This is a genomic window from Micromonospora sp. DH13, from assembly GCF_020873825.1.
Classification (GTDB): Bacteria; Actinomycetota; Actinomycetes; order Mycobacteriales; family Micromonosporaceae; genus Micromonospora; species Micromonospora haikouensis.
The window spans coordinates 254850-280324 of record NZ_JAHWGR010000002.1; the positions used below are offsets into that span (position 1 = coordinate 254850).

The following is a 25475-nucleotide window of genomic DNA, read 5'->3' on the forward strand; positions in this document are numbered from 1 at the left end:
CTGTGGCAGTGACCCGGGAGCTGCCCCCGGTCAGCGGCAACCTCTGAACGCTGGTCCGGTGCCGCGCGGGGGTAGCGGGGAGCGGGGGCGGGTTCAGTCGGTGATGAGGTGGGTGAGTCGGTAGTGGTCCCACCAGTCGTCGCGGTGGTGGAGGTGGGTGACGCTGTTGGTGCGGGTCAGGAGGAGGTGGTTGCCGTCCTGGATGAGGGCGGCGTCTCCCTCCCGCCCGGCCAGGACCCTGGACACGGTGGCGATCATGTTGGGGATGGCTTTGTCGGCGAGGTCGTCGGCGTGGGGGGAGAAGGTGATGTCCCTCGGACACGAACCGAATCCCGACGGTGCGCGGCAAGGTCAACACTTGCCCGCACCGTTTGTGTTTCCGGGTCGTACGCCAGGTGCAGCCCGAGGCTGCGGTAGACCTCCAGTTCGCGTTCCGGCTCGGTGTCGCGCAGTGCGCGCGCGAGGTCTCCGAACTCGCCGATGACGGCGCCCGACCCGGAAGACGACGTGCCCCCGCTGCCGGTTCGACAGCGGGGGCACGGGCTGCCCGTCTACCGGGTCACGGCAGGGTCCACTTCTGGTTGGTGGCGGGGAGGCAGGTCCACAGGTGGACGGCCTGGCCGTCGGTGGCGCTGTTGTCCGACACGTCCAGGCACTTGCCCGACTGCGGGTTGCGTAGTGTGCCGTCGGTTTGTGCGGACCAGTTCTGCGCGCCGCTGCCGTTGCACGTCCAGAGTTGGATCTTCGTGCCGTCGGCGGAGCCGCCGCCGGAGACGTCCAGGCACTTGCCGAGCGCCTTCACCGTGCTGTTCGGCGTCACCGACCAGGTCTGCGCGGTGGAGCCGTTGCAGGCCCAGATCTGGATCTGGGTGCCGTCGGCTGTTCCCGCATTGCGCACGTCCAGGCACTTGCCGGCCAGCCCGACGATCGGCCCGGTGCCCGGGGTGCCGGGGTTGCCGCCGCCCCGGACCAGGGTGAAGTCGTCCACGTCGAACAGGCCGGTCCCGGAGCCGGTGAAGGTCAGGTACACGGTCTGCGCACCGGCGGGCACCCCGGCCAGGGTGGTGCTGACGTCGGCGTACGTGGTCCAGCTTCCGGTGTTGGGCACCGCCACCTGGCCGAGCAGCGGGCCGGTGGCCGAGCCGGTCCGGATGCCGATGGTGCCGCCCGGACCACCGGAGACCACCCGGGCCCGCAGCGAGGTGACCCCGGTCAGGTCGAGACCCGGGTACGCGGCCCAGTCGCCCGGGTCGACGTAGCCGAGGGTCTGTCCGCCGTTTGCCCCGGCCTTGGTGAACGCGCTGACCCCGTTGGCCGAGCTGAACGCCTCGGCCTGCACGGTGGTGTCGCCGCCCGGCGGCGTGCCGCCCAGCTCCTTGATCCGGACGTTGCGGAACGACACGTCGTCGCCCGTACCGTGGTTCTGGAGCCCGACGTGGCCGGCGAGCGAGCGGGCCGGGTCGGTGTTGGTGAAGTCGTTGATCTTCCGCCCGTTGAGGAAGACCTGGAGGCGCTCCCCCTCGACCAGCAGCTCGTAGGTGTTCCACTCTCCCGGCGGGTTCAGGGCCGCGTCCCGGGCGGCCAGGTCGGCGGACTGGAAGGTGTAGACCGCGCCGGTGGTGCGGTCGGCCGCGTCGGTGGCGTCGATCTGGATCTCGTACCCGTTGTCCACCGCCGACCAGGGGTCGGTCGACGGCGGGAAGCCGATGAAGACGCCCGAGTTGTCGTCGCCGGACATCCGCCAGTCCAGCTTCAGGGAGTAGTTGGTGAACTGCTTTGCGCTGTACCAGTACAGGCCCATGCCCCCGACGGAGGTGAGGGTGGCGTCGGAGTTGCTGAAGCTGCCCGGACCGGCCTGCGACCAGCCGGTGGTGGACCCGTTGTAGAGGTTGCCGTAGCCGGTCTCCGGGCGGCAGTCGGCCTTCGCCCGACCCGCCGCGTACCGGATGCCGCCGAGCAGGTGGCTGCGGAACGCCGCCTCCGCGTACGACCCCTGGGTGTGCCCCAGGCCGGTGTAGAACGACCGGCCGGAGCTGACGGTCTTGCACCAGGAGATCGGATGGTCACCGCCCATCGAGCCGCCCGAGTATGACGACTCGTCCAGGGTGGCGAGGACCCGGGCGCCCGCGCGCGGGTTGGTCTGGTAGTTGTACCACTCGTCGGTGCGGGTCAAGGTCTGCGGCAGCTGCCCGGTGGCCGGGTGCGCCCGGGTCTCGAAGCGGACGTTCGCCTGCTGGATGGCCGGGTGCGAGGCGAAGTAGCCACCCACCAGGCTGCCGTAGTACGACCAGCCGTACTCGGTGTCGGCGGCGGCGTGGACGCCGACGTACCCGCCGCCGCCGTTGACGTACGACTCGAAGGCGGACTGCTGTGCGGCGTCCAGGACGTCCCCGGTGGTGTTGAGGAAGACCACCGCCTCGTACTGGGCCAGGTTCGCGGTGGTGAACCGGGACGCGTCCTCGGTCGCGGTCACGGTGAAACCGTTCGCCGCACCGAGTTCCCGGATCGCCTGGGTGCCGACGGCGATCGAGTCGTGCCGGAACCCGGCGGTCTTGGAGAACACCAGCACGTCGTACGGGGCATCGGCCGCACTGGCCGGCGTCGCCGACGTCGTAGCGGCAAGAACCGCGGCAGCGACGGTCACCGCGCCGAGGACGGATCGAAGGAGTCTGCGCATGTCACTCTCCCGAACGGGGGTGGAGGGTGGTGCCGGGGCGCCCCGGGGGCGCCCCGGCAGGCGGGTTACGGCAGGGTCCACTTCTGGTTGGCGGCCGACAGGCAGGTCCACAGGTGAACGGCCTGGCCGTCGGTGGCGGTGTTGTCCGACACGTCGAGGCACTTGCCGGACTGTGGGTTGCGGAGGGTGCCGTCGGTCTGTGCCGACCAGTTCTGTGCGCCGCTGCCGTTGCACGTCCAGAGTTGGATCTTCGTGCCGTCGGCGGAGCCCCCTCCGGAGACGTCCAGGCATTTGCCCAGCGCCTTGACCGTGCTGTTCGGGGTGACCGTCCAGGTCTGTGCGGCGGTGCCGTTGCAGGTGTAGATCTGGATCTGGGTGCCGTCGGTGGTGGCCGCGTTGCGTACGTCGAGGCACTTGCCGCCGAGCCCGACGATCGGCCCGGTGCCCGGGGTGGTGCCGCCGGTGACGAACGTGAACGCGTCGAGGTCGAACAGCGCCCCGGTGCCCCCGGCGAAGGTGAGGTAGAGCGTGCCGGTGCTGGCCGGCGCGCCGGAGACGGTGCCGGTGACGGTGGTGAAGGTCTCCCAGCCGCCGGTGACCGGGACGGTCGCCTGGCCCAGCACGGTGCCGGTGGGCGAACCCATCCTGACCTGGAGGGTGCCGCCGACTCCGTTGGAGGAGACCCGGGCGCTGAACGAGGTGGCCTTGTCGAGTCGGTACGGCTCGAACGCGATCCAGTCGCCGTTGTCGATGCTGCCGACGGTCCGGCCGCCCTCGGCCGCGGCCTTGTCGTAGAGGGTCACCCCCGACGAGGTCTTCAGGTGCTCGGCCTGGCGCTTGCGCGGCTGGAGGGTGTGCTGCTTGTGGGTGGTCAGCCCACCGGCGTCGGTGTACTCGGCGTCGAAGATCGCGAAGATGTTCGCCGCGTCGTCGTGCTCGCCGTCGACCGGGATGGTGATCGAGCCGGAGCAGCCGTTCTTCGAGGTGATCTGGTGGCCGTGCTGGTCGTGGCCGAGCACGTAGGTCATCCTGACCTTGGCGCAGTCGATGGTGCCGTCCTCGGGGTCGGTGACGGTGATGCTGAACGGCACCGCGTCGCCATAGGAGAAGAGCGAGCCGTTCGCCGGGCCGGTGATGGTGACGGTCGGGGCGGTGTTGCCGACGCCGATCTGCACGCTGGCGGTGCCGGTCGCGCCCTGCGGGTCCCGGACGGTCAGGGTGACGTTGTAGGTGCCGTTGGCGGTGAACGTCTTGCTGGGGTTGGCCGCCGTGGAGGTGGTGCCGTCACCGAACGCCCACGAGTAGGTCAGCGCCCCGCCCTCCGGGTCCGACGACCCGGCCGACGAGAAGTTCACCGTCAGCGGGGCCGCCCCGGAGGTCTTGTCGGCGGCGGCGACGGCGGTCGGCGCGCGGTTGCCACCGGCGACGTAGTCGTACCGGTACAGCGCCGAGTTGGCGTCACCGTTGAAGTAGCCGGTGCCGTAGTCGAGGACGTACAGCGCGCCGTCCGGGCCGAACGCGGAGTCCATGACCTGCTTGCCGTTCCAGGGGAACGACGCGTCGATGGCGCCCCGGGAGCCGTCGGCGTTGACGTGGATGGGCTTGATCCAGCCCCGGCCCAGCTCGGTGGCGAAGAACTGGCCGTCGAAGGATTGCGGGAACTTCGTGGTGGACGGGTTCGACGCGCTGTAGCGGTAGACCGGACCGGCCATCGGCGACTCGGAGCCGCCACCGAACTCCGGCGGGCTGCCGGCGTCACCGGCGTACCGGATCCAGGCCGGTTGCGCCCCGGGCAGGGTGGGCAGGCCGGTGTTGCGGAACGAGTTGTTGGTCGGCCCGCCGGTGCAGTCGTACTTGGCGCCTGCGGTGCCCGCGGCGAAGTCCCACTCCGCGTACGTCTCGGTGGCGGTGTTGGCGCCGGTGCAGTACGGCCAGCCGTAGTTGCCCGGCCCGGTCACCCGGTTGAACTCGACCTGGCCGCTGGGGCCGCGCGTGCTGGTGGTGCCGGCGTCCGGGCCGTAGTCGCCGACGTAGACGACCCCGGTGGCCTTGTCCACGCTCATCCGGAAGGGGTTACGGAACCCCATCGCGTAGATCTCCGGACGGGTCCGCGCGGTGCCCGGGGCGAACATGTTCCCGGCCGGGATGGAGTAGCTCCCGTCCGCGTTCACCTTGATCCGCAGGATCTTGCCGCGCAGGTCGTTGCTGTTGGCCGCGCTGCGCTGCGCGTCGTACGCGGGGTTGCGGTTGGTCCGCTCGTCGATCGGCGCGTATCCGGCGGAGTCGAACGGGTTGCTGTCGTCGCCGGTCGACAGGTACAGGTTCCCGGCCGCGTCGAAGTCGATGTCCCCGCCGACGTGGCAGCAGATGCCCCGGTCGGCTGGCACGTCCAGGATGGTGACCTGGCTGGACGTGTTCAGCGTCCAGTCGGCGTTGAGGGTGAACCGGGACAGCCGGTTGACGCCCTGCCAGGCGGAGAAGTCCGTGCCGGTGGCCGGGGCGTCCCCGGCGGGGGTGGACAGCGGCGGGGCGTGGTACAGGTAGACGTGCCGGTTGGTGGTGAAGTTCGGGTCCACCCCGACGCCCTGGAGGCCCTCCTCGTCGTGGGTGTAGACGGGGATCGTGCCGACCACGGTGGTGGTGCCGGCCGCGTCGGTGCGACGCAGCGTGCCGTTGCGGGCGGTGTGCAACACCGACCGGTCGGGCAGCACCGCGATGGTCATGGGCTCGCCGACCTCGGCCACCCCCTTGGCCAGGGTGACCTGCTGGAAGTCGGTGGGGTTGATGGTGTGGGCCTGGGCGGGGGCCGGGCTGCCGAGGGCGATCAGCCCGGCGGCGGCCACCAGTAGTAGTGCGGAGCTGACCGACGTTGTTCGCCGGCCGAGCGCGCCGTCGTGGTTGGACACTGTCTGTCCGTCCCTTCCTGACGTTCGAATGCCAGGGCGGGGCGCGCGCCGTCGCGCCGGATGCCGTAGCGGGGGAGGGCGGTCGATGGGTCACCGCGCCGCCGGTTCACCTCGCCGAAACACTTTCGTGATGGCGAAGACATTAAGCTGCTTCGATCCCGCTGTCCATACCTTCTGCCCAACCGCGGCGAACTTTCGCTTGAGCCACGAAAAGTCCCCGGGTCTGCCCGGCCGGAGACGGCGCCCGGATCGCCTACGCCTCCGTCGGCACGGGCCCGCCGTTGGGTGAAGGCGGCGAACTGGATGACCCACCTCGACCTGGAATGGGCTACACCGGTGTGGTCGCACTGGTTTGTCGACCTCGCCCGCAACCGTCGGTTGATCCGCTACGACGAGCGGGGGTGCGGACTGTCGGACTGGGTGGTGCCCAGCTTCACCTTCGACGACGGGGTGGACGACCTGGAATCCCTGGTCGAGGCGATCGGACTCGACCGGTTTCCGCTGCTCGGAGTCTCCCAGGGCGGCGCGGTGGCGGTGGCGTACGCGGTACGGCGCTCCGAGCGGGTCAGCCGGTTGATCCTCGCCGGGCGTATGCGTGGGGCCGGCGGGTTCGGGCCCGCGACGATATGAAGCGCGGCGCGGCGGACATCGATCTCGAACTGGCCCGGGTCGGTTGGAGCCATCAGGATCCGCGCTTTCTCCAGGTCTTCGCCTCCCAGTTCCTGCCCGATGGCTCACGGCAGGATTGGGAGGAGTTCATCGCGTTCCAGCGTCGGACGACCTCGCCTGCCAACGGGGTTCGGTTTCTGGAGGAGTTCGCGCACATCGACGTATCCGCCATCGCCCATCGGGTGGCGTGTCCGACGCTGATTCTGCACTCCAGCGACGACGGGAGGGTCCCGGCCACGCAGGCACCGAGTTGGCGGCGCTCATTCCCGACAGCCGGCTGGTCCTGCTCGACAGCCCTCACCATCTGCTTACCGCGTCCGAACCGGCCTGGGGTGAGTTCCTGGCCCACGTGGACGCCTTCCTGTCCGAGTGACGCCGTCGGTTCGCCCCCGTGCACCCGGAGAACCAGGTGAGCCCCCGTCGCAGCGACACGTGCGCGGCTGCCGCTCCGGCGGCCCGACCAGGGTCGGGCCGCCGGCTGCTGGCCGCCGTCAGAGCGTGGGCGGACCGTAGAGCAGACGGTTCGGTGAGTCGATGCCGGGATTGATCACCACGTCCGGGGTGGCGTTGTCGACGAGGAAGGAGTGCACCTGCGCCGGCGTCCAGGTCGGGTTCTTGCTCAGCACGCGGGCGGCCATTCCCGCCACGTGCGCGGAGGCCTGGATGGTGAGGTCGAGGGACATGACGGCGGTGTTGGAGGCGGGCGAGGCCGACACGATGTTCACGCCGGGAGCGAAGAGGTCGACGCACGGGCCGAAGTTGGAGTGGGGTGCCCGGACGTCATCGGACTGGATGGAGGCGGTGGTGAGGACGGTGGGCACCGAAGCAGGCGAGCCGAGGCAGGCGTCCTGGCTCGTGTCGCCGGCCGAGGTCGTCATGACGATGCCGTCGACGACGGCGTTGGCGACCGCCGTGTTCAGCGCGGTGCTCAGACCGCCCGCCAGCACGAAGTCTCCGACGGTGGGCGGGCTCCAGGGGGTGTTGTCGGCGACCACCCAGTCGACGGCGCCGATCAACGCGCTGAGGCCGCCGTTGCAGTTGGGCAGGCCGACCGAGACCAACGTGACGTCCTTTGCCACCCCGTACGTCGTGCCGCCGATGATGCCGGCCACATGCGTGCCGAGCGTCGTGAAGCAGCTCTGGGCGTAGCCGTGGGAGGCCTGGCCGCCGAACTCCTGGTGGGTGGTGCGGATCCCGGGGCCGATGACGTAGACCCGGACCCCGGAGCCCTTGCTGACGAAGTTGTAGGTGGTGTCGAGTCCGAGCGGAGCATCGATCCGGTCCAGGTTCCATGGCGCGTTCGGCTGGACGCTGGTCGGCTGCATGGTGGCCTCGGGCACCTCGACGGTCTGGTTCTGCTCCACGTAGGCCACCGCCGGATGGGCGGCGAGTCGCCGGGCCACCGACTCGGAGGTCCGCACCGAGAAGCCGTTGAGGGCGTCGTCCCACACCTGTTCCGGCACGGCGCCGAATCGACCAGCCAGCGCCCGGGCCAGGCCGGTCACCACGGACTGCCGGCTGCCTGCGGGGCCGCCGGCCGCACTGTCCTTGAGCACCACGATGTATTCACCCGGCACCGCATTCGTCCCGCCGGCGCCGAGGATGTGGCCGACGGCGCCCGGAGCCGGTCTCGAACCAGCGGCCCAGGCCGCCGGCTGAACGAACATGACGGCAGCCAGCGTGGCGGCGACGAGCGCGACGGCGGTGCGCCCCGACCGACGGGCGCGAACGAGTGTGATCCTGTGCGGCAATTCCACCGACAGCTCCTTCTTCTCGTTGCGACACGACACCGCGATTTTCAAGGCCTTACCCGGTGGTGTGCCGACTCTACAGCGAATGACAGTCAAATAGTGATCTCTCGATTTGAATAGGCTTTGCTTTGGATGGTTTTGGCGATGACCGAAAGAATCTGATTCATATGTATCAAAGTGTTGTCACGTGGCTCGCTGGGCTCGCAGTCGCCGCAGCCACCGGCTGGCTGACTGCTCGCCCACCCACTTGGCGCCGGCAGATCCCTGTGGTCGGGATCGACATGCGCACCGTGTTGAAGGCCGTGATTCGGCGGGTCCCGCCACACGCATTGCTGGTCGTCGATCAAGCGTGGGGTGTGGTTGCTGCGGCCCTTGTGCCGCAACCGCGCCCCACGCCGCGACGAGCACTTACGCAAGCCTGTCCGCCAGCTCATCGAGTCGGTCAACGACACGCTGCGCCCGCTGGCGGCCTCGTCGGTTCGACTGCTGTCCGCAGATGCCGAGCAGTCACCGGCGGGCGGGCTCAGCCCTCCGAGCTGTGGTGGTGGTCCAGCTTGTCGCGCAGCGTGCCGGCGAAGCCTTCGGCCGTGGCGAGCTGGTCGCGCAGGGCGGTCACGCGGACGGTGGCGGCGGCGTGGAACATGTCGAGCCGGTCGAGCAGGGCTGCCCGGTCGGCGCCGGTGGCGGTGTCGAGGGCGTCGAGGACGGTGAGCAGGTCCCGCATCTCGTCGAGGGTGAAGCCGAGGGGCTTCATGCGCTTGACCACGGCGAGGCGGTCGAGGTCGGGCTCGGTGTAGAGGCGGAAGCCGCCCTCGCTGCGGGCGGAGGGGACGATCAGGCCGGCCTCCTCGTAGTGGCGGATGGTGCGGACGCTCAGGCCGACCCGGTCCGCGGCCTCGCCGATCTGCATGAGCCGGCCGGTGGCCGGGCCGGAGGCGCGCTGCTCCGGCCCGGTGCCGCGGCTGGTGGTGGCCATCAGTGGCCGACGCCGAGGCGGCCGGCGAGGGCATGGTGGATGCGGGCGCTGGGCTGGTTCAGCTCGATGATCTCGACGGTCTTGCCCCGGGCGGCGTACCTGGTGGTGATGGCGTCGAGCGCGGCGACGGAGGAGGCGTCCCAGACGTGGGCGTGGGTCATGTCGATGACCACGGTTTCGGGGTCGCCCGCGTAGTCGAACTGGCCCACGAGGTCGTTGCTGGAGGCGAAGAACAACTCCCCGTGTACGGAGTAGATGCGGGTGCCGCCGTCGGGGTCGAGGACGCTGGTGACCTCGACGAGGTGGGCGACCCGGCGGGCGAAGATCACCATGGCGGTGAGCACGCCGACCACGACGCCGATGGCGAGGTTGTGGGTGGCCAGGGTGGTCGCGACGGTGGCGAGCATGACCACGGTCTCGCCGTACGGCATCCGCTGCAGGGTCCTCGGCGCGACGGAGTGCCAGTCGAACGTCGACACCGCCACGATGATCATCACGGCGACCAGGGCGGCCATCGGGATGACCGCGACCACGTCACCGAGCGCCACGACCAGGATCAGCAGGAACACGCCGGCCAGGAAAGTCGACAGGCGGGTGCGGGCACCCGAGGCCTTCACGTTGATCATCGTCTGGCCGATCATGGCGCAGCCGCCCATGCCGCCGAAGAAGCCGGTGACGATGTTGGCGACCCCTTGACCCCAGGACTCGCGGGTCTTGCTGGAGGGGGTGTCGGTGATGTCGTCGACGAGCTTGGCGGTCATCAGCGACTCCATCAGCCCGACCAGCGCGATGCCCAGGGCGTAGGGGGCGATCAGGGTGAGGGTGCCCACTGTCCAGGGGACCTGTGGCAGCCCGAGGGCGGGCAGGCTGTCCGGCAGGGCGCCCTCGTCCCCGACGGTCGGCACCGCCACGCCGACGGCCACCGTGACGACGGTCAGCGCGACGATCGCGACCAGCGGCGCCGGGACGGCGCGGGTGAGCCGGGGCAGCCCGACCATGATTCCCAGGGCGACGGCGACGAGTGGGTAGACCAGCCACGGCACGCCGAGCAGGTGCGGGATCTGGGCGGCGAAGATCAGGATCGCCAGGGCGTTGACGAAGCCGACCATGACGCTGCGGGGGATGAACCGCATCAGCTTCGCCACCCCGAGCACCGCCAGCAGGATCTGGATCGCGCCGCCGAGGATCACCGCCGCGATCAGGTGATCCAGGCCGTACTCCTTTGCCAGCGGCGCGACCACCAGGGCGACGGCTCCGGTCGCGGCGGAGATCATCGCCGGCCGGCCGCCGCAGATCGCGATGGTGACGGCCATGGTGAACGAGGCGAACAGCCCCACCCGCGGGTCGACCCCGGCCAGGATCGAGAAGGAGATCGCCTCCGGGATCAACGCCAGGGCGACGACCAGGCCGGCGAGGACCTCGGTGCGGAACACCTTCGGCGACAGCCAGGACGGGCGGGGCAGGCGCGGCCGGTTGACCGCGGACAGCACAGAAGACATACAGCCATTTCCACTCAGGCGCGCCCGGGGCGCGCAGCGAACCTTCCTCGCAGGAAGGCAGGCGGCCGGGAACGGCCGGCGTTGGATGCGTCGGGTGAGCTTCCCGGGCTCTGAGGTCGGAACGCGGCGCGTTTGCCGCGGCCGTCCGCACCTCGACGCCACCCCGGAGAACCTACCCTTCCGTCAGGGGAGAGTTGGGTCGAGGTGGTGATCATCACGCCACGACGACGGCAGGGCGCAGCCGGGACGGCGACGTCCGGCGATCCCTCAGAGCCGTAGGTCGCGCCGGGCGTAGGCCCGGTCGCCCACCGCGATCAGCGCGGCGGCGGCTGCGACCATGACAGCCGTCGCCGTCCAGTTCGGTGTCGTGGCCGGTACGGCGGCGAGGTGTGCGTACGGCGACAGCGAGCCGACCCAGGCGGGGGCGCGGACGCTGTCGGCGGTCACCGTGAGCAGGAACCCGCCCGCGGTGGGCAGCATGCCGATCGCCGCTGTCGCGCGCGGCGCCAGGCCGAGCGCGAGGGTGGCGGCCGCAGTGCCGAGCAGCGCGACGGGCAGGACGTTGGCGGTGCCGGCGAGCGCGGCGGCGATCGGCAGGTCGGCGTCGACCGTTGTCGCGCCGATCCAGGTGGCGACGGCGGCCACGGCGGCGAGTGCGGCGCTGCCGGCGACGGTGGTGGCGACCTCGGCGGTCAGCAGGCGGGCGCGGGTGACCGGCCCGGCGTGCAGCAGGGTCAGCCGGCCGGCGTGCTCGGCGGCGGCGAACGCGGCCAGCCGGGTGGCGGCGAAGGCGCCGATCGGGATGGCCAGCAGGGCGAACAGGGTGGCGACGTACCCCTCGACGGTGTCGAGACCGGGGAAGCCGGCCTGCGCGGCGAGGTCGGCGAAGCGGGGATTGTCGGTGAGGAAGCCGGTGAGGGAGTCGGCGAGCAGACCGATGAGCAGGAAGTACGCGCCGATACCCGTCGACCAGCCGGCGAGGGGCCGCACCGCGCGCCGGACGGCGAAGGCCTCGACGGAGCTGAGCAGCCACCGTCTGGGTGCCCGGCCGGCCGGCGGGCGCAGCAGCCCGGCCCGGATGTCGCGTCTGCCGGCCAGGGCCAGCGCGACGCAGGCGGCCACGGCCGCGGTGACGGCAAGCACGAGCAGGGGAGCCCAGCGGTCGTCGTGGTAGGGGCGGGTCAGGGCGAGCGGCCCGTACGGGGGAAGCCACCTCAGCCAGGCCACCGCCGGCACGCCGTCGCCGATCATGCGGGCCAGCAGCCCGACGCCGAGGAAGGCCAGGGCGGCGCCGGTGGCTCCGGCGCGGGTGGGAAAGACCTGCGCGGCGCTGGCTGCGACGGCGACGGCGGCCAGCCCGGCCAGGGCGAGGCCGGTGGCGTGCAGCAGCGCCCCGTCCATCGGTGTGCCGCCGGCCGTGAGCGCCCCGGCCAGCACGAGCCCGGTCGCCGTCATCGCCACGGCGAGCACGGCGAGTTGCCGGCCCAACAGGGCTGCCGGGGTCAGCCGGCCGGCGAGCAGCAGGTCCCAGCGGCCGGCCTCCTCCTCGCCCCGGCTCACCCGGGTGGTCGCCAGCGCACCCCAGGTGGTGAGCAGGACGGCCAGGACGGTACCGGTGCGCCAGACGGCGAACCCGCCGGCGGTGTCCAGGCCGACGGGCTCACCGAACAGGGTGCGGATGGCCGGGTTGCCGGCGAGCGCCGCCAGCGCCGGCGCGGCGCTCGCGTCACCCATCGTGCGGGCGTAGGTGCCGACGACGAGGGCGGACATGCCGACGGTCACCGCCGCGACGACCAGCGCCGGGCGGCGCACCTGGCGGGCCGCGAGGCGGGTGATTGCGCGGCCGGGCGTAGCCGACCGGATGCCGTTCACTGCCCGGCCTGCCCGTAGTAGTCGAGGAAGATCTCCTCGAGGCTGGGCTCGCGCACGGTGAGGGCGGTGACGTCGGCGGCGGCGAGGGCGCGCAGCGCCGGCGCTGGCGGACCGGCCAGGGAGAACCGCAGCATCCCGCCGGCCTGGTCGATCAGGTCGACGCCCGGCACGGCGGCCAGGTCCGGGGCGGCGCCGGTGAACCGGGCGGTGACCTCGCTACGGTGCAGCCGGCGCAGCTCCGGCACGGTCGCGACGTCGACGAGCCGGCCGGCGCGCAGGATCGCTACCCGGTCGCAGACGGCCTCCACCTCGGCCAGCTGGTGGGAGCAGAGGAACACCGTCTGTCCGTTGTCGCGCGCCTCGGCGACGGCCCGGCGGAACTGCAGCTCCATCAACGGGTCCAGGCCATTGGTGGGTTCGTCGAGCACCAGCAGGGGAGCGCGGGTCGCGAACGCGGCCACCAGCGCCACCTTCTGCCGGTTGCCGGTGGAGTAGGCGCGGGCCGGTCGGGACAGGTCGAGGTCGAAGCGGGCGACGAGGTCGGCGCGGTAGGCGGTGTCGCTGCCCGGGCCGGTGGCGGCGAGCAGGTCCAGCAGTTCCGCGCCGGTGAGCTGCGGCCACAGCGCGACGTCGGCGGGCACGTACGCCAGCAACCGGTGCGCTGCGGCCACGTCGCGGGCGTCGACGTCGAAGATCCGGGCTCGGCCGGAGGTGGGGCGGGCCAGGCCGAGCAGCAACCGGATGGTGGTGGACTTGCCGGCGCCGTTGGGGCCGAGGAACCCGAACACCTCGCCGGCGTGCACGGTCAGGTCCAGCCCGTCCAGGGCGAGGAGCCGGCCGTAGCGTTTGGTCAGTTGTTCGGTGCGGAGGGCAGGTGCGGTCATCGGGAGCCTTCCGGTCGACGGAGATCACGACTGCCGACCAGGCTTCCCGGCACACCATCGCTCACCGTACTCACGGTCCGGCGAGGGCGGAAGGGGCCCCCGACGTCTGTGGTGCCTCGTGCCGGTCGCCGGCTCGCCACCCGCGCTCTCTGCCGAAGAGGGTCACCCGCTGGCGGCGAAGCGTTCCACGTTGTCGATCGGCCCGACGATGAGGATCAGGTCGCCGTAGGCGAGCACGGTGTCCGGTGTGGCGTGGCTGAACTCGGGGCTTGCGCCCGGCGGCGGGGCCTGTGGTTTGACCGCGACCACGGTGACGCCCCACCGGCTGCGTACCCGGGAGTCGCGTAGTGGCACGCCGACGACCTCGCGCGGCGGGGTGGTCTTGACCACGGCGAAGTCGGCGTCGACCTCGACGTAGTCGAGGATCCGGCCGGAGAGCAGATGGGCCACGCGTTCGCCCATGTCGTGTTCGGGGGCGACGACCTTGTGGGCACCGACCCGGGTGAGGATGTGCCGGTGCTGGTCGCTGACCGCCTTGGCCCAGATGTCGGGGATACCGAGTTCGGACAGCAGGCTGGTGGTGAGAATGCTTGCCTGGATGTCCGTGCCGATCGCCACCACGGCCCGCTGGAACTCCTCGACGCCGAGTTGGCGCAGTGCCTCGATGTCGGTGGAGTCCGCCGTGACCACGTGTGGGAGGCGGCCGGACAGGGACTGGACCACCTTCGGCCGGTTGTCGATGCCGAGCACCTCGGTGCCCCGGCTGGTCAGTTCCAGGGCCAGGGCGGTGCCGAACCGCCCCAGGCCGACGACCACCACGGGTTCGGTCAGGTCAGCCAACGATCGTCCTCTCCTCGGGCAGTTCGAAGCGTCGGGTCCGCTCCCGCAGCGCCAGCGCCGAGGCCAGGGTGAGCGGCCCGATCCGACCGGCGAACATCAGCACGACCAGTAGCAGGTCCGCCTGCGGCGGCAGGCTGCCGGTGATCCCGGTGGACAACCCGACGGTGGCGAACGCCGACACGACCTCGAACAGCGCTTGGTCCAGGCCGTGGGGCGTGATCGCCACCAACGTGAACGTGGCGACGACGACCGCGCCGACGCTCAGCAGGGCCACCGCGAGAGCCTGGCGCTGGTTGCCGGCGGGGATGCGCCGTTTCCCGACGTGGACGTGGGTCTCGCCGCGCATCTCCGACCAGAGCACGAAGGCCAGCAGCCCGAACGTGGTGACCTTGATGCCGCCGGCGGTGCCCGCGCTGCCGCCGCCGATGAACATCAGCACGTCGCTGGCGAGCAGGCTCTCCGGACGCATGGCGCCGATGTCCAGGCTGTTGAACCCGGCGGTGCGCGTCATCGTCGAGGCGAAGAACCCGGCCAGCAGCTTCTCCGGGCCGCTGAGCGGGCCCAGCGTGGTGGGGTTCGTGAACTCCGTCAGGGTCAGTACCACGGTGCCCAGCACCAGCAGGGTCGCCGTGAGGGTGACGGTCAGGCGGGTCATGACCGACCACGTCGCCGGTCGGCGCCAGCACCGGGCGAGCTCGAACACCACCGGGAAACCCAGGCCGCCGAGTATCACCGCACCGGAGATCGTCAGGGTGATCCAGGGGTCCGTGACGTATCCGACGAGGCTGTCCGTGTTGGTGGAGAAACCGGCGTTGTTGAACGCCGACACCGCGTGGAACACCCCGTGATAGGCGGCCGGCCCGAGCGCCTCGCCGTGCCCGACGGCGAACCGTAGCGTCAGCGCCACGGCCACGACGCTCTCGGCGGCGAGACTGAACAGCACGATGCGTCGGACCACCCCGCGCACGTCGGTGAGGTCCAGGCTCTTGGTTTCGGCCTGCGCGAGGAAGCGGGCCCGTAACCCCAGCCGCCGCGACACCAGCACGGTGAACAGCGTGGCCACCGTCATGATGCCCAGCCCACCGGCCTGGATGAGCAGCAGGATGACGACCTGCCCGAACAACGACCAGTAACTGCCGGTGTCGACGGTCGCCAGGCCGGTGACGCACACCGCCGAGGTCGCGGTGAACAGCGCGTCGACCAGCGGGGCTCGCTGCTGCGACTGGGTGGCCACCGGCAGCGACAGCAGGCCGGTGCCCAGCGCGATGGCCGCACCGAACCCCACGGAGATCACCTGCGCGGGATGCCGGAAGCGGGCGCTGCGGCGCTGCCAGACGGGCCGCCGGGCCATCAGGGCCACGGCTGACCCGTCCGTCCCGGTCGTGCTGCCGGGGTCGTCCGCCCCGCCTGTCGTGCCCGCGTCACGCCTGAATCCTGCCATGACCGCGCCGGCGACGATGGCGGCGTCGGCCTGCAGCGACGTGGCGAAGGTGGCCCGGCGTGGGGCCGATATGATCGGCCGGATCCGTGGAGCGCCGGGAAGTCTGGTCGGCACCCTGTTCCGCCCTGCCCACCGGAGGCCCCCGTGCTGCTGCTCTCCTTCGCCGTCGTCCTGCTCGCCGCCGTGCTGGTGTCGGCGTTGGCCCACCGGACGATCCTGTCGACGGCGGCGTTGTTCCTGGTGGCCGGGTTCGTCCTCGGTGAGGGCACCACCGGGGTGCTGCATCTGCGCGCGGACTCGCCGATCGTCGCGCAGTTGGCGGAGCTGGCGCTGTTCGCGGTGCTGTTCACCGACGGGATGCGGGTCGGCTGGGCGGACCTGCGCAGCGCGTGGCGGCTGCCGGGCCGGGCGCTGGGTTGGGGATTGCCGCTGACCTTGCTGGTCACCGCCGTGCTGGCGCACTACGTCGCCGGATTGGACTGGCCTGAGGCGCTGCTGATCGGGGCGATCCTGGCGCCGACGGACCCGGTGTTCGCGGCCGCGCTGGTCGGCAACGACAAGGTACCGGCCCGGCTGCGGCACCTGCTCAACGTGGAATCCGGGGTGAACGACGGGCTGGCATTGCCGTTCGTGGTGGTGCTGCTGGCCGTCGCGGCCGGCTCCGACGACCTGCACCTGGGGGAGCTGGCGACCGAGCTGGCCGTCGGGCTGGCGATCGGGGTGCTCGTGCCCCTGCTCGCGATCGCGTTGGAGCGGACCCGGTTCTTCGCCGCGTCGGCGGCGTACGCCCCGCTGAACGGGGTGGCGATCGGGCTGCTGGTGCTGGCGCTGGGCAAGGCGACCCACGGCAACCTGTTCCTGGCCGCGTTCGCCGCCGGCATCACCGTGGCGACCTTCGGGCCCCGCGAGCGCGTGGCGTTCGAGCACTTCGGGGAGAACGTCGCGGAGCTGTTGAAGCTGGCGGCGCTGCTGGTGTTCGGGGCGCTGATCTCGCCCGGTTTCCTCGGCGAGATCTCCTGGACCGGCTGGGTGTTCGCGGTGCTGGCCATCGTGGTGGCCCGGCCGGTCGCGCTGTGGGTGTCGTTCCTGCGCTCCGGGCTGAGCCTGCGCGAGCAGGCCGCGGCGATGTGGTTCGGGCCGAAGGGCTTCGCCTCGGTGGTCTACGGGCTGCTGGTGCTGGAGGCCGGCATCGGCGCCGCCGACGAGGTGTTCCACCTGGTCGCGTTGACGATCGTGATCTCGATCCTGGCGCATTCCTCGACCGACGTGGTGATCGCGCGGGCGTTCGACGAGACCGCGGAGGTCCCGGCCTGGCACGGCGTGCTGCGCCGGATCCGGCGGACCCGCCGCACCGTCGTCGTCCGCGGCCGGCGGGCGGTGGTCGGCGCGGGCGAGGCGGACACCGGTCGGGCCAGCCGGGACGGCGGTGCCGACGAGAGCGTGACGCCGGACCCTCAGCCGAAGGCGAAGTAGCGCAGCCACAGGTATGGCATCGCCAGCCCGACGGTGACCAGGGTGACCACCAGACCGTACCGGGTGAACTGCCAGAAGCTGATCCGCTGCCCGGCCCGCTCGGCGAGCCCGAGGACCACCACGTTGGCGGAGGCGCCGACCGCGGTGGCGTTGCCGCCCAGGTCCGCCCCGAGAGCGAGGGCCCACCACAGGACGCGGGACTGCCCGGCGTCGCCCTGGGCGTGGACCAGGTCGGCGACGACCGGACTCATCGTGGCGACGTACGGGATGTTGTCGACGATCGCCGACAGCGCCGCGGAGCCCCACAACAGGACCATCGAGGCGGGGAGCAGCCGCCCGTCCGTGGCGTCGATCGCGGCGCGGGAGAGCTGTTCCACCACGCCGGTGTTCACCAGCGCGCCCACCATGATGAACAGGCCGGCGAAGAAGACCAGCGTGGGCCACTCGACGTCGCGGCTGATCTCGCCGGCGTCGAGGCGGGACAGTGCGAGCAGCAGCAGGCCGCCGAGCAGCGCCACCACCGCCGGCTCCAGGTGCAGGGTGGTGTGCAGCACGAACGCGGCGGTGACCGCGCCGAGCACGGCCAGGCCGAGGACGAGCAGCCGGCGGTCCCGGATGGCGTCGCCCTCGTGCAGGGCGGCGATCTGCGCGGCCCGCTCGGGGTCGTAACGGAACGCGTCGCGGAACAACACCCGGCACAGGCCCAGGAACACCACCAGCAGCAGCGCCACGAACGGCGCGAGGTGGATCAGGAAGTCGTTGTAGCTCAGGCCGCCCCGGCTGCCGATGATGATGTTCGGCGGATCGCCGACCAGCGTCGAGGTGCCGCCGATGTTCGAGGCCATCGCCTCGGCGATGAGGAACGGCACGGCCGGCACACCGAGGCGCTCGCAGACCAGGAAGGTCACCGGCGCGATCAGCAGGACGGTGGTGACGTTGTCCAGCGCCGCCGACGCCACCGCGGTGATCACCACCAGGATCACCAGCACGCGGTACGGCCGGCCCCGGGCCCGCTTCGACGCCCAGACGGCCACGTACTCGAAGCCGCCGGTGCGCTTGAGCACGGCGACGATGAGCATCATGCCGATCAGGAGGAAGATCACGTTCCAGTCGATGCCGGCGTCTTCTGAGAAGAAGGCATGCGCGGTGTCGGTCGCGCCGATCAGGAACATCACCGCCGCCCCGCCCAGCGCCGCGGCCACCCGGTGGATCTTCTCGGTGGCGATCAGCACGTACGCGACGGTGAAGACGGCCACCGCCGTCCAGGCCACCCCGGTCATGCGGCGAGCATCCGGTCGAGCAGGGCGTCGAGGGTGATGCCGCCGACCATCGGCCTGCGGGGCGGGGCCACCGCGACCAGGGGGCTGCGCTTCTGGGCCATCACCGCGGCCACCTCCAGGACCGTGGCCTCCGGGGCGACCACCGGCGGTTCCGGGCGTTCCGATGGCAGCAGGTCCGCGACCGTCCGGCCCTCGGCGCCCCGGAGGAACATGTCGGCCGACGGCTCGTCGATCATGCGGGCCAGGGTCGGATCCTCCCGGCAGTAACCCGGGATCACCAGTCGCAGCACCTGCGTGCCGGGCAGGACTGTCACCGGGCATCCGGCGGCGTCCACCACGATCAGACCGGGCAGGTTGTGTCCGGCCAGCAGGCGGGCGGCCTCCAGAACCGAGGTGGCAACGGTGATGGTCGGAAAGGGAACGGCCAGGTCTCGGGCTCGCACGACAACTCCTGCGGGTTCGGTGGACGCTGCGTAACGCGTGGCGATCAGGTTCTCCGACACGCCGGTGATCAACGTAGTCGCCGAAGGTCGTCCGGTGGTCACGTAGCGGCGCTCCGGGTAGGGGTGACCGGGTCAGGCGCTGGTCTCGCGGTGGGCGCTGTCCGCCCAACTCCGCCACCACTGCTCCTCGGTCGGCTCGCCGGCGGCCGCCACCAGTGTGTTGACGAGTTCCGTCCCGGTCGCGGCGCGAGCCGCGCCCGCAGAGCGGACGAGGTCGCGGATCCGACCGGTCCGTCCACGGACCACCTCACCGACCAGGTCACGACCTGCCTCCGTGAGGGTCAGCCAGGCCACCCGTCGGTCGGTGGTGCCCTGCCGCCTGGCCACCAGGCCGCGCCGGACCAGCCGGTTGCAGGTGCGGGTCGCGGTCGACGGGTGGACCTCGAGTGTGGTGGCGAGGTCGACCGTCCGCAGCGGGCCGCGTGCGGCGAGCAGCACCATCGTGCGGTGCTGGGAGAGGGTCAACTCTGCGTCGAGGCCGGCCAGCGTCCGCGCCGTGAAGCCCACGATTACCCTGCTCAGGGCGGCGAGACCGTCGACGAGCGCCGACTCGGGGCCCGTCACCGGCGCTTCCGTCGGCACGTAGAGTTCCACCATCCAATGGTTGCATGGATGCAGGAAAGGTGGTGGGGGCGGTGTCCGGCCAGCGGCACGGATCCCGACAGCGGGCGGTCGGGCGCTGGGAGCAGCTCAGCGCGGCCCCACTGACCCTGCTGTCCGTGGTCTTCCTCGCCGCGTACGCGTGGCCCATCCTCGTGCCGCAACTGTCCCGCCCATGGGTGGTCGCCTGTGGGGCCACCGGTCTGACGATCTGGCTGCTCTTCTGGGTCGACCTGCTGGTGCGGTTCGCCCTCGCCGGCGACCGGCTGCGGTTCCTACGCACCCACCTGTTCGACCTGATCGTGCTCGTGCTGCCGTTTCTGCGTCCGCTGCGGGCCCTCCGGCTGGTCACCGTGGTGCTGAACCTGACCCGGCGCACGACCGAATGGGCCCGTGGCCGCCTCGCCCTGTACGTCGGCGCCACGACCGTGCTGCTGGTGGTCGTGTCGGCCCTGGCGGTGCTCGACGCGGAACGGCGTGCGCCCGACGCCTCGATCACGTCGTTCGTCGACGCCCTGTGGTGGGCCGCGGTGACGATCACGACCGTCGGGTACGGCGATCTCTACCCGGTGACCGCCGCAGGGCGGCTGGTCGCCCTCGGCCTCATGGTCGGCGGGATCGGCCTGATCGGTTTCGTGACCGGGTCGCTCGCGACCTGGATCGTCGAGCGGGTCGCCGACCGGGACCGGTCGGAGCCGGCGACGGCAGCCGACGTCGCGGCCCTGCGGGACGAGATCGCCGCACTGCGGGCGAGACTGGAGTCGCGGTCTCCCGCCAGCACTCCTGATTCGCTGGCCGTCGACGGGGTCGCCGTCGATGACTGACCCGGGGCGCTCCGGGGAGGCCGGCCACCGGTCGTGGCTCGGACTGCCCGCCGCGTTGGCCTTCATCGCCGTCGTGCTGCTGGTCGACATGGCGGCGGCCGCGCACGCCGTACTCATCGGGTTCCTGGCCCTGGCCCCGCTGCTGGCCGCCGCGGTGGACACGCCGAGACGTACCGCCGTCGCGTCCGCCGCGGCGAGGGTCGCCGCCGTCCTGGCCGGCCTGCCCAGCCAGACCCTGGGCAGTCTCGACCACGTCCTTCGCGTGGCGGTGGTCATCACGGTCAGCATCGCCGCGCTGAGGTCGGATCGTACAAGTGCCGCCCGCCGCCGGGCCCTGCCGATCGAGGTCGGCAGGGCGGACCACGACCGGGTCGTCGCCGTCGGCCGGCGGATCGAGGCGGAGCCGGGCCCGGTCGGCCTGTGGATCAACGACGTATTCAGCTCCGTCTTCGCGCCGTTCCCGCAGACCCGGCCGGAGGAGTTTCGACGGGCCGGGGTGGTCCACACCCGGCAGGCGCGACACGGCCAGGGTTCGGGTGCCCTTGGCGCTGACGGTGCAGTCGGCGTTGGCGGTCTCGGGCCGGTCGTCTCGCAGGATGTTGACGGGTCCGGGCGGTCAGCGCTGGGATCTGCCGGTCGCCGGAGGATTCCTGATCACAGGGGGATGGTGGTGGTCGACACCGTCAGGTCCGCCAGCACGTCGGTGAGTATCTCCACCCCGATGCCCGGGCCGGTGGGGACGCGCAGGTTTCCGTCCTCCAGGGTGAAGGCGGGGGTGAGGTCCTGCGCGAAGTACCGGCTCGACGCGGAGGTGTCTCCGGGGAGCACGAAGTTGGGCAGTGCCGCCAGGGCCACGTTGGGGCCGCGACCGATGCCACACTCGAGCATGCCGCCACACCACACCGGTACGCCGTGCGCCTCGGCGACGTCGTGGATGCGCCGCGCCTCCAGGTAGCCGCCCACCCGTGAGGGCTTGACGTTGATGACCTGACAGGCGCCCAGGGCGATGGCCGTCGCCGCGTCGCGGGCCGAGGTGATCGACTCGTCGAGGCAGATCGGAGTGCGCATCCGCCGGGCCAGTTCGGCGTGGCCGCGCAGATCGTCCTCGGGGAGCGGCTGTTCGATCAGGAGCAGGTCGAACGGGTCCAACTGGGCCAGGTGCCGGGCGTCGGCAAGGGCGTACGCGGTGTTCGCGTCGACCTGGAGCAGCAGGTCGTCGCCGTACGTCTCGCGGACCACGCGTACCGGCTCGATGTCCCAGCCCGGTTCGATCTTGAGCTTGATCCGCTGGTATCCCTGTGCGAGGTAGTCGCCCACGGCCTCGACCAGCGCGGGTATCGAGTCCATGATTCCCACCGAGACACCGGCCGGCACCCGGTCCCGGACAGCGCCGAGATAGCGGCCGAACGACATCCCGAGCGCCTTCAGCTCGGCGTCGAGCACGGCGGTCTCCAGCACGTGCTTGGCCATCTGGTTTCCCTTGACCGGAGCGAGCGCGTTCTTGATCCGCTCCGCGCCGAGCGCCGGGCCGAGGGCCAGGGCCCTGGGGACCAGGTGGTCTCGCAGCACGGCCGCGGCGCCGGCGAGGAACTCCGAGCTGTAGAGCGGCTCCGGCTCGGCACCACACTCGGCCCACCCCTCGGCGTCGGCGGTCACCACGCGAAGCAGGAAGGTTTCTCGCTCGTGGGAGGTGCCGAACGAGGTGCGGAACGGCGTCACCAGCGGAATGCGTACGTGCCTCAGCTCGATGTGTTCGACTCTCATCGGTCACCCGCCCTGGTCAGGCGGTACCAGCCGCTCCGGGTGACGTGGGTCGCGGTGAAGCCGTCGGCGAATGCCTGCATGAAGATCTCCCGTATGGCGAGGCGCCACTCTGAGGCGACGTCGGGTTCGCTGCGCCGCACTGCCAGGATGTCGTGGGGCACTCGACACCACCGGCCTGTCTCGTCCTGATAGAGGATCGGCTGCCCGTCGGGCCCGATGGCCAGCGGGGCGGCAGGCTCGGGTGGTCTCTCCGGTTCGCCCGGCGGGCCGGTGCTCGCCGCCACGGTCCGCCGTGCGTCGAGCCTCCAGGTGGCCACCAGCCGGTCGGTCTCGTCCGAGCCGTTGATCTCGTCCGACCCCCGCCCGTAGAAGGCTTGCTCGTAGCCACCCGCCTCGGCCCCCAGTTTGACCAGGTTGAACCGCGCGTTGCGGGCCACCAGGGGATCGAATGTCCACGCCATCGTGTGGTAGCCGTGGTCGAGCGCCCACCAGCGCTGGTGCTGCTTCACCGCGTATCCGATGCCTCGGTCACCGAGTCCGGGCGCGACCGCGGCGATCAACGAGTACGTCGTACCGGCTGGTGCGGCCACCGCGAGCGCGGCAGCTCCCACGAGTCGATTCGAGTGGTCGACCGCCGCGGTCACGCATCCGCCCGAGTGCTGGAGGCTGCGCAGCAGTTCACTGGGGGCCGGAACGCCTTCCGGGGTCCGTCCCCACACGGCCGCGAACAGGTCGGAGACCGCCCGTAGTCCGGCGATCCCGGAGAGCTCACGTACGGCGACGTCGGCGTGGCGTGCGGCGTGGAGAGCGGCGTTGTGCGCCTGGATGGCCGCGTCGCGGTCGGCGACTGACTCGCCGGACGTCTGGTCGGGGGTGCCCATGGGCCAACTGTGCCAGTGGCCGCCGGGCCGGGCATTGTTCAACCCGACGAAGTTGGCGGCAACCAGATGTACGTCTCGACAAACCCCGCGTAAGCTCGGCCGGATGACGGCGGTGGTGTCTCCTCGGGGCGTGAGCATCGCGGACCTGTTGGCCGTGCTCGAATCGGCCGGTCTCCGCCTGGCGTCGAGTGACGAGGGGCGGCAGCTCGGAGTCACCCGAGCCGTTCTCCACGACCCGTGCTCGGCTGTCGACCGGTTGTCGGGCGGGGTGCTCGTGGCACCCGGATTGCGTAGCGCGGACGACGCGGCACGGGGCGTCGTGGCGCGGGCGGCGGGTCAGGGCTTCAGCGCGGTGGTGGTCAAGGCGTACGGAGAGGTGGTGACGCCCCTCGTCCGGGTCGCCGATGCAGCGGGGATCGCCCTGCTCGTCGTCTCGGACGCGATCGAGTGGCTGCACCTGCACTCGTTGCTCAACAACGCCCTGGTCACCGCGACCCATGTCGGCCGTTCGCTGTCGCTGCCGGCCGTTGGCGACCTGTTCGCCCTGGCCGGCGCCACCGCGGCCATCGTGGGCGGCGCCACCGCGATCGAGGACACCTCCCGGCGGGTCCTCGCCTACTCCCACCTTCCCGGCCAGGCGATCGACGAGGAGCGGCAGCAGGGGATCCTGGGGCGGCGGGTACCCGATCTGCCCTACAACGACGAGCAGTACCGCCAGGTCTACGCCTCGCGGGGGGTCGTCCGGTTCGCCGCTCCGCCACTTGCGCTACCTCGCCTGGCCGTGGCGGTGCGGGCTGGTACGGACCTGCTGGGTTCCATCTGGGTGGTCGACCCGGCGGGCAGTCTCGGTGCCCGGGCCGAGGAGGCCCTGCTCGCGGCGGCTCCCGTCGCTGCCCTGCACCTTCTGCACGCCCGCAGTTTCGAGGAACTGGCCCGGCAGCAGCGTGGCGAGTTCGTGCGCCAGATCCTGGAGAGTGCCGGCCGCGCGGACGATGCGGCCGACGCGTTGGGACTGGAGACCAGACGTCCGTACGCGGTGCTGGCCTTCGCGCCGGTGGAGTTCGGGCTGACCGAATCGACGCCCACCGCGGGGCGACTGCTGGACATGGTGACGCTGCACTGCGAGGCCCGCATCGGCCCCACCGGTCTGGTCATGATCGGTGGAACGCTGTTCGTGCTGGTGGCCGGGCCCCACCTGGGCCGGCCGGAGGCGCTCACGCAGCTCGCCACGGAGGTGGTCACGGCAGCCGGGGCCTCCCTGCGCCTGCGGCTACTCGCCGGCATCGGGCCGACGATGAACGATCTGGCGAGCGTCCGCGGCGCGCATCACGAGGCCGCCCGGGTCATCGCGCTGCTGCGGCAGCGACCGGACCTCGGCCCGGTTGCCACGGCGGACCGGGTGTCGGACCAACTGGTGCTGGCGCATCTTCGGGCGCAGTTCGGCAGCGACCCGAGGCTGACGTCGCATCGGGCGTCGGCGGTGGCGGGTCACGACGCGACCCGGGGTACGAACTATTCGCAGGTCCTGCTCGCCTACTTCGACGCGGTCGGGGACGTGGGCCTGACGGCGAAGCGGTTGTCGCTGCATCCGAACACCGTGCGTTACCGGCTGCGTCGCGCCACGGAGCTTTTCCACCTGGACCTGGCCGATCCCGAGCAGGTGCTTCCGCTGTGGATGGCGCTGACGGTGCGGTCGGGTGCCGCCGAGTCGGCGGACTGACCCGCCCCCAGGGCCGGCCGTCAGTCGGCGATCCGAATCTGGCGAGACACCCGGAACCGGTACCTGCTGCCGGGGTACCAGGCCGTCCGGAGTTCGATGGGCGAGTCCTCGACCGTGAAGAGGCTGACCGTCTTGAAACCGGGCGACTTCGGGCTCACCTGCAGGTTCTGCGACAGGGCGTGCGGAATCGCGACAGCGTCGAACTCCTGGGAGACGCTCAGCGCGGTCGCGCCCATGGCGGCGGCGGCTACCTGGTACGTGGCCTTGGCCCCCCAGGGCGGCTTGGGCGGAAGTTGCGCGGCGACTCGCTCGGGTAGGACGGACTCGTAGTACGCCAGCGGCAGGCCGCTTCCCAGGCCCAACACCTGGACGGACAACAGTTCGTCGTTGTGGCCGACATCGAGCAGGTGGGCCTGTTCGCGGGTTGCCCGGACCTTGGTGACGTCGAGCAGCCGATAGGCCGGCTTGAGCTGGAGGTGACGCACCGTGCTGTCGAACGCGTCCATGACCCCCAGGTCCTGGTCGACGCGGGGGGGTGCGACGAACGTTCCGCGGGTGGCGATCCGGACGATGAGCCCGGCCTGTTCGGCCATCTGCAGTCCCTGGCGGACGGTTTCGCGGCTGACTCCCAGGTCGTCGGCGAGTTTCCGCTCGCCGGCGAGCCTGGTGCCGGGGGTCAGGCGGCCGCTTGCGATGCCATCCGCGATGTGCTCGAAGACGGTCTCATAGCGAGCGCTCAGCCACCCACTCTCGACCATTGCCATCGTGGAAGCTCCTTGCGTTGGGTCCTGGCTTCACCAGACCAGACCAGACCAGATCGGTCACTCTACCAGTAGTCCATCGACCGCTCAGCCGGCCTTCGGCTGGTCGGTGGAGTGCTGTCGGTGCCCCGGTGCTGGTCAGGTGTTCTTCGGT

General features: G+C 71.3%; 19 protein-coding genes and 2 pseudogenes. 5 read left to right on the plus strand and 16 right to left on the minus strand.

Annotated features, from left to right (window positions below):
- Nucleotides 1-93: 93 nt before the first annotated feature.
- The 3 genes and pseudogenes from LPA42_RS03065 to LPA42_RS03075 all read right to left on the minus strand — a co-directional run.
- A pseudogene (locus tag LPA42_RS03065) lies at nt 94-312 on the minus strand (SitI3 family protein); the annotation flags it as partial.
- Between the two features lie 247 nt (nt 313-559).
- Nucleotides 560-2677, minus strand: a complete 2118-nt coding sequence (locus LPA42_RS03070) for a ThuA domain-containing protein (RefSeq protein WP_077939555.1) — start codon at nt 2675-2677, stop codon at nt 560-562.
- Between the two features lie 65 nt (nt 2678-2742).
- Nucleotides 2743-5520 carry a PQQ-dependent sugar dehydrogenase gene (locus LPA42_RS03075; protein WP_228986312.1) on the minus strand — a complete coding sequence of 926 codons (2778 nt, stop codon included), beginning with the start codon at nt 5518-5520 and terminating at the stop codon, nt 2743-2745.
- A gap of 366 nt (nt 5521-5886) precedes the next feature.
- On the opposite strand from LPA42_RS03075, the gene LPA42_RS03080 reads away from it, so the two are divergent.
- Nucleotides 5887-6213 (plus strand): alpha/beta fold hydrolase, encoded by a 327-nt coding sequence (locus LPA42_RS03080; protein ID WP_198956716.1) that lies wholly within the window; start codon nt 5887-5889, stop codon nt 6211-6213.
- A gap of 530 nt (nt 6214-6743) precedes the next feature.
- Here LPA42_RS03080 and LPA42_RS03085 read toward each other — a convergent pair.
- From LPA42_RS03085 to LPA42_RS03115, 7 genes are all read right to left on the minus strand, one after another.
- Nucleotides 6744-7829: a S8 family peptidase gene (locus LPA42_RS03085; protein WP_228986300.1), complete on the minus strand. Its 1086-nt coding sequence runs from the start codon at nt 7827-7829 to the stop codon at nt 6744-6746.
- Nucleotides 7830-8526: 697 nt separating this feature from the next.
- Nucleotides 8527-8913, minus strand: coding sequence for a MerR family transcriptional regulator (locus LPA42_RS03090; protein ID WP_228986313.1), 387 nt, complete (start codon nt 8911-8913; stop codon nt 8527-8529).
- 65 nt (nt 8914-8978) lie between these two features.
- The gene (locus LPA42_RS03095) at nt 8979-10478 is read right to left on the minus strand and encodes a SulP family inorganic anion transporter (protein ID WP_077939558.1); all 1500 of its coding nucleotides are present in this window, start codon (nt 10476-10478) and stop codon (nt 8979-8981) included.
- Between the two features lie 267 nt (nt 10479-10745).
- A complete protein-coding gene (locus LPA42_RS03100; protein WP_077939559.1) occupies nt 10746-12350 on the minus strand; it encodes a polyketide antibiotic transporter in 1605 nt (534 codons plus the stop codon).
- Nucleotides 12347-13234, minus strand: coding sequence for an ABC transporter ATP-binding protein (locus tag LPA42_RS03105; RefSeq protein WP_077939560.1), 888 nt, complete (start codon nt 13232-13234; stop codon nt 12347-12349). Before LPA42_RS03105 ends, LPA42_RS03100 begins: the two co-directional genes overlap by 4 nt.
- Nucleotides 13235-13396: 162 nt before the next feature.
- Nucleotides 13397-14074: a TrkA family potassium uptake protein gene (locus LPA42_RS03110; RefSeq protein ID WP_198956717.1), complete on the minus strand. Its 678-nt coding sequence runs from the start codon at nt 14072-14074 to the stop codon at nt 13397-13399.
- Nucleotides 14067-15425, minus strand: a complete 1359-nt coding sequence (locus LPA42_RS03115; RefSeq protein ID WP_077939595.1) for a TrkH family potassium uptake protein — start codon at nt 15423-15425, stop codon at nt 14067-14069. The genes LPA42_RS03110 and LPA42_RS03115 overlap by 8 nt, the downstream gene beginning before the upstream one ends.
- Before the next feature lie 234 nt (nt 15426-15659).
- On the opposite strand from LPA42_RS03115, the gene LPA42_RS03120 reads away from it, so the two are divergent.
- Entirely contained in the window at nt 15660-16988 is a 1329-nt protein-coding gene (locus tag LPA42_RS03120; RefSeq protein WP_077939561.1) for a sodium:proton antiporter, read from the plus strand.
- Here LPA42_RS03120 and LPA42_RS03125 read toward each other — a convergent pair.
- From LPA42_RS03125 to LPA42_RS03135, 3 genes are all read right to left on the minus strand, one after another.
- Nucleotides 16970-18268, minus strand: a complete 1299-nt coding sequence (locus LPA42_RS03125; RefSeq protein ID WP_077939562.1) for an SLC13 family permease — start codon at nt 18266-18268, stop codon at nt 16970-16972. The two genes, LPA42_RS03120 and LPA42_RS03125, sit on opposite strands and share 19 nt — an antisense overlap.
- The gene (locus LPA42_RS03130; protein ID WP_077939563.1) at nt 18265-18711 is read right to left on the minus strand and encodes a CBS domain-containing protein; all 447 of its coding nucleotides are present in this window, start codon (nt 18709-18711) and stop codon (nt 18265-18267) included. Before LPA42_RS03130 ends, LPA42_RS03125 begins: the two co-directional genes overlap by 4 nt.
- Nucleotides 18712-18843: 132 nt before the next feature.
- The gene (locus LPA42_RS03135) at nt 18844-19365 is read right to left on the minus strand and encodes a MarR family transcriptional regulator (RefSeq protein WP_228986301.1); all 522 of its coding nucleotides are present in this window, start codon (nt 19363-19365) and stop codon (nt 18844-18846) included.
- A gap of 14 nt (nt 19366-19379) precedes the next feature.
- Between LPA42_RS03135 and LPA42_RS03140 the strand changes: the two genes are divergently transcribed.
- Both LPA42_RS03140 and LPA42_RS34335 read left to right on the plus strand, forming a co-directional pair.
- Complete coding sequence (locus tag LPA42_RS03140; RefSeq protein WP_077939565.1) at nt 19380-20195, plus strand: potassium channel family protein; 816 nt, start codon at nt 19380-19382, stop codon at nt 20193-20195.
- Nucleotides 20196-20526: 331 nt separating this feature from the next.
- A pseudogene (locus LPA42_RS34335) lies at nt 20527-20685 on the plus strand (short-chain dehydrogenase); the annotation flags it as partial.
- Nucleotides 20686-20849: 164 nt separating this feature from the next.
- Here the strand turns inward: LPA42_RS34335 and menC are convergent.
- Together menC and LPA42_RS03150 are read right to left on the minus strand one after the other, a co-directional pair.
- Nucleotides 20850-21959 carry an o-succinylbenzoate synthase gene (gene menC, locus LPA42_RS03145; RefSeq protein ID WP_077939566.1) on the minus strand — a complete coding sequence of 370 codons (1110 nt, stop codon included), beginning with the start codon at nt 21957-21959 and terminating at the stop codon, nt 20850-20852.
- Entirely contained in the window at nt 21956-22840 is an 885-nt protein-coding gene (locus LPA42_RS03150; protein WP_198956718.1) for a hypothetical protein, read from the minus strand. The genes menC and LPA42_RS03150 overlap by 4 nt, the downstream gene beginning before the upstream one ends.
- Between LPA42_RS03150 and LPA42_RS03155 the strand changes: the two genes are divergently transcribed.
- The gene (locus tag LPA42_RS03155) at nt 22839-24560 is read left to right on the plus strand and encodes a CdaR family transcriptional regulator (protein WP_228986302.1); all 1722 of its coding nucleotides are present in this window, start codon (nt 22839-22841) and stop codon (nt 24558-24560) included. The genes LPA42_RS03150 and LPA42_RS03155 overlap by 2 nt on opposite strands.
- Before the next feature lie 20 nt (nt 24561-24580).
- Here LPA42_RS03155 and LPA42_RS03160 read toward each other — a convergent pair whose 3' ends face one another.
- Nucleotides 24581-25324 (minus strand): GntR family transcriptional regulator, encoded by a 744-nt coding sequence (locus LPA42_RS03160; RefSeq protein WP_077939568.1) that lies wholly within the window; start codon nt 25322-25324, stop codon nt 24581-24583.
- Between the last annotated feature and the right edge of the window lie 151 nt (nt 25325-25475).

Coding starts and splice junctions, on each gene's coding strand:
- menC (WP_077939566.1), bottom strand. CDS start 21,959: ATGAGAGTCGAACACATCGAGCTGAGGCACGTACGCATTCCGCTGGTG.
- LPA42_RS03105 (WP_077939560.1), bottom strand. CDS start 13,234: ATGACCGCACCTGCCCTCCGCACCGAACAACTGACCAAACGCTACGGC.
- LPA42_RS03140 (WP_077939565.1), top strand. CDS start 19,380: ATGGATGCAGGAAAGGTGGTGGGGGCGGTGTCCGGCCAGCGGCACGGA.
- LPA42_RS03115 (WP_077939595.1), bottom strand. CDS start 15,425: ATGGCCCGGCGGCCCGTCTGGCAGCGCCGCAGCGCCCGCTTCCGGCAT.
- LPA42_RS03150 (WP_198956718.1), bottom strand. CDS start 22,840: ATGGGCACCCCCGACCAGACGTCCGGCGAGTCAGTCGCCGACCGCGAC.
- LPA42_RS03080 (WP_198956716.1), top strand. CDS start 5,887: ATGACCCACCTCGACCTGGAATGGGCTACACCGGTGTGGTCGCACTGG.
- LPA42_RS03095 (WP_077939558.1), bottom strand. CDS start 10,478: ATGTCTTCTGTGCTGTCCGCGGTCAACCGGCCGCGCCTGCCCCGCCCG.
- LPA42_RS03070 (WP_077939555.1), bottom strand. CDS start 2,677: ATGCGCAGACTCCTTCGATCCGTCCTCGGCGCGGTGACCGTCGCTGCC.
- LPA42_RS03160 (WP_077939568.1), bottom strand. CDS start 25,324: ATGGCAATGGTCGAGAGTGGGTGGCTGAGCGCTCGCTATGAGACCGTC.
- LPA42_RS03155 (WP_228986302.1), top strand. CDS start 22,839: ATGGGCCAACTGTGCCAGTGGCCGCCGGGCCGGGCATTGTTCAACCCG.
- LPA42_RS03090 (WP_228986313.1), bottom strand. CDS start 8,913: ATGCAGATCGGCGAGGCCGCGGACCGGGTCGGCCTGAGCGTCCGCACC.
- LPA42_RS03125 (WP_077939562.1), bottom strand. CDS start 18,268: ATGACCGGGGTGGCCTGGACGGCGGTGGCCGTCTTCACCGTCGCGTAC.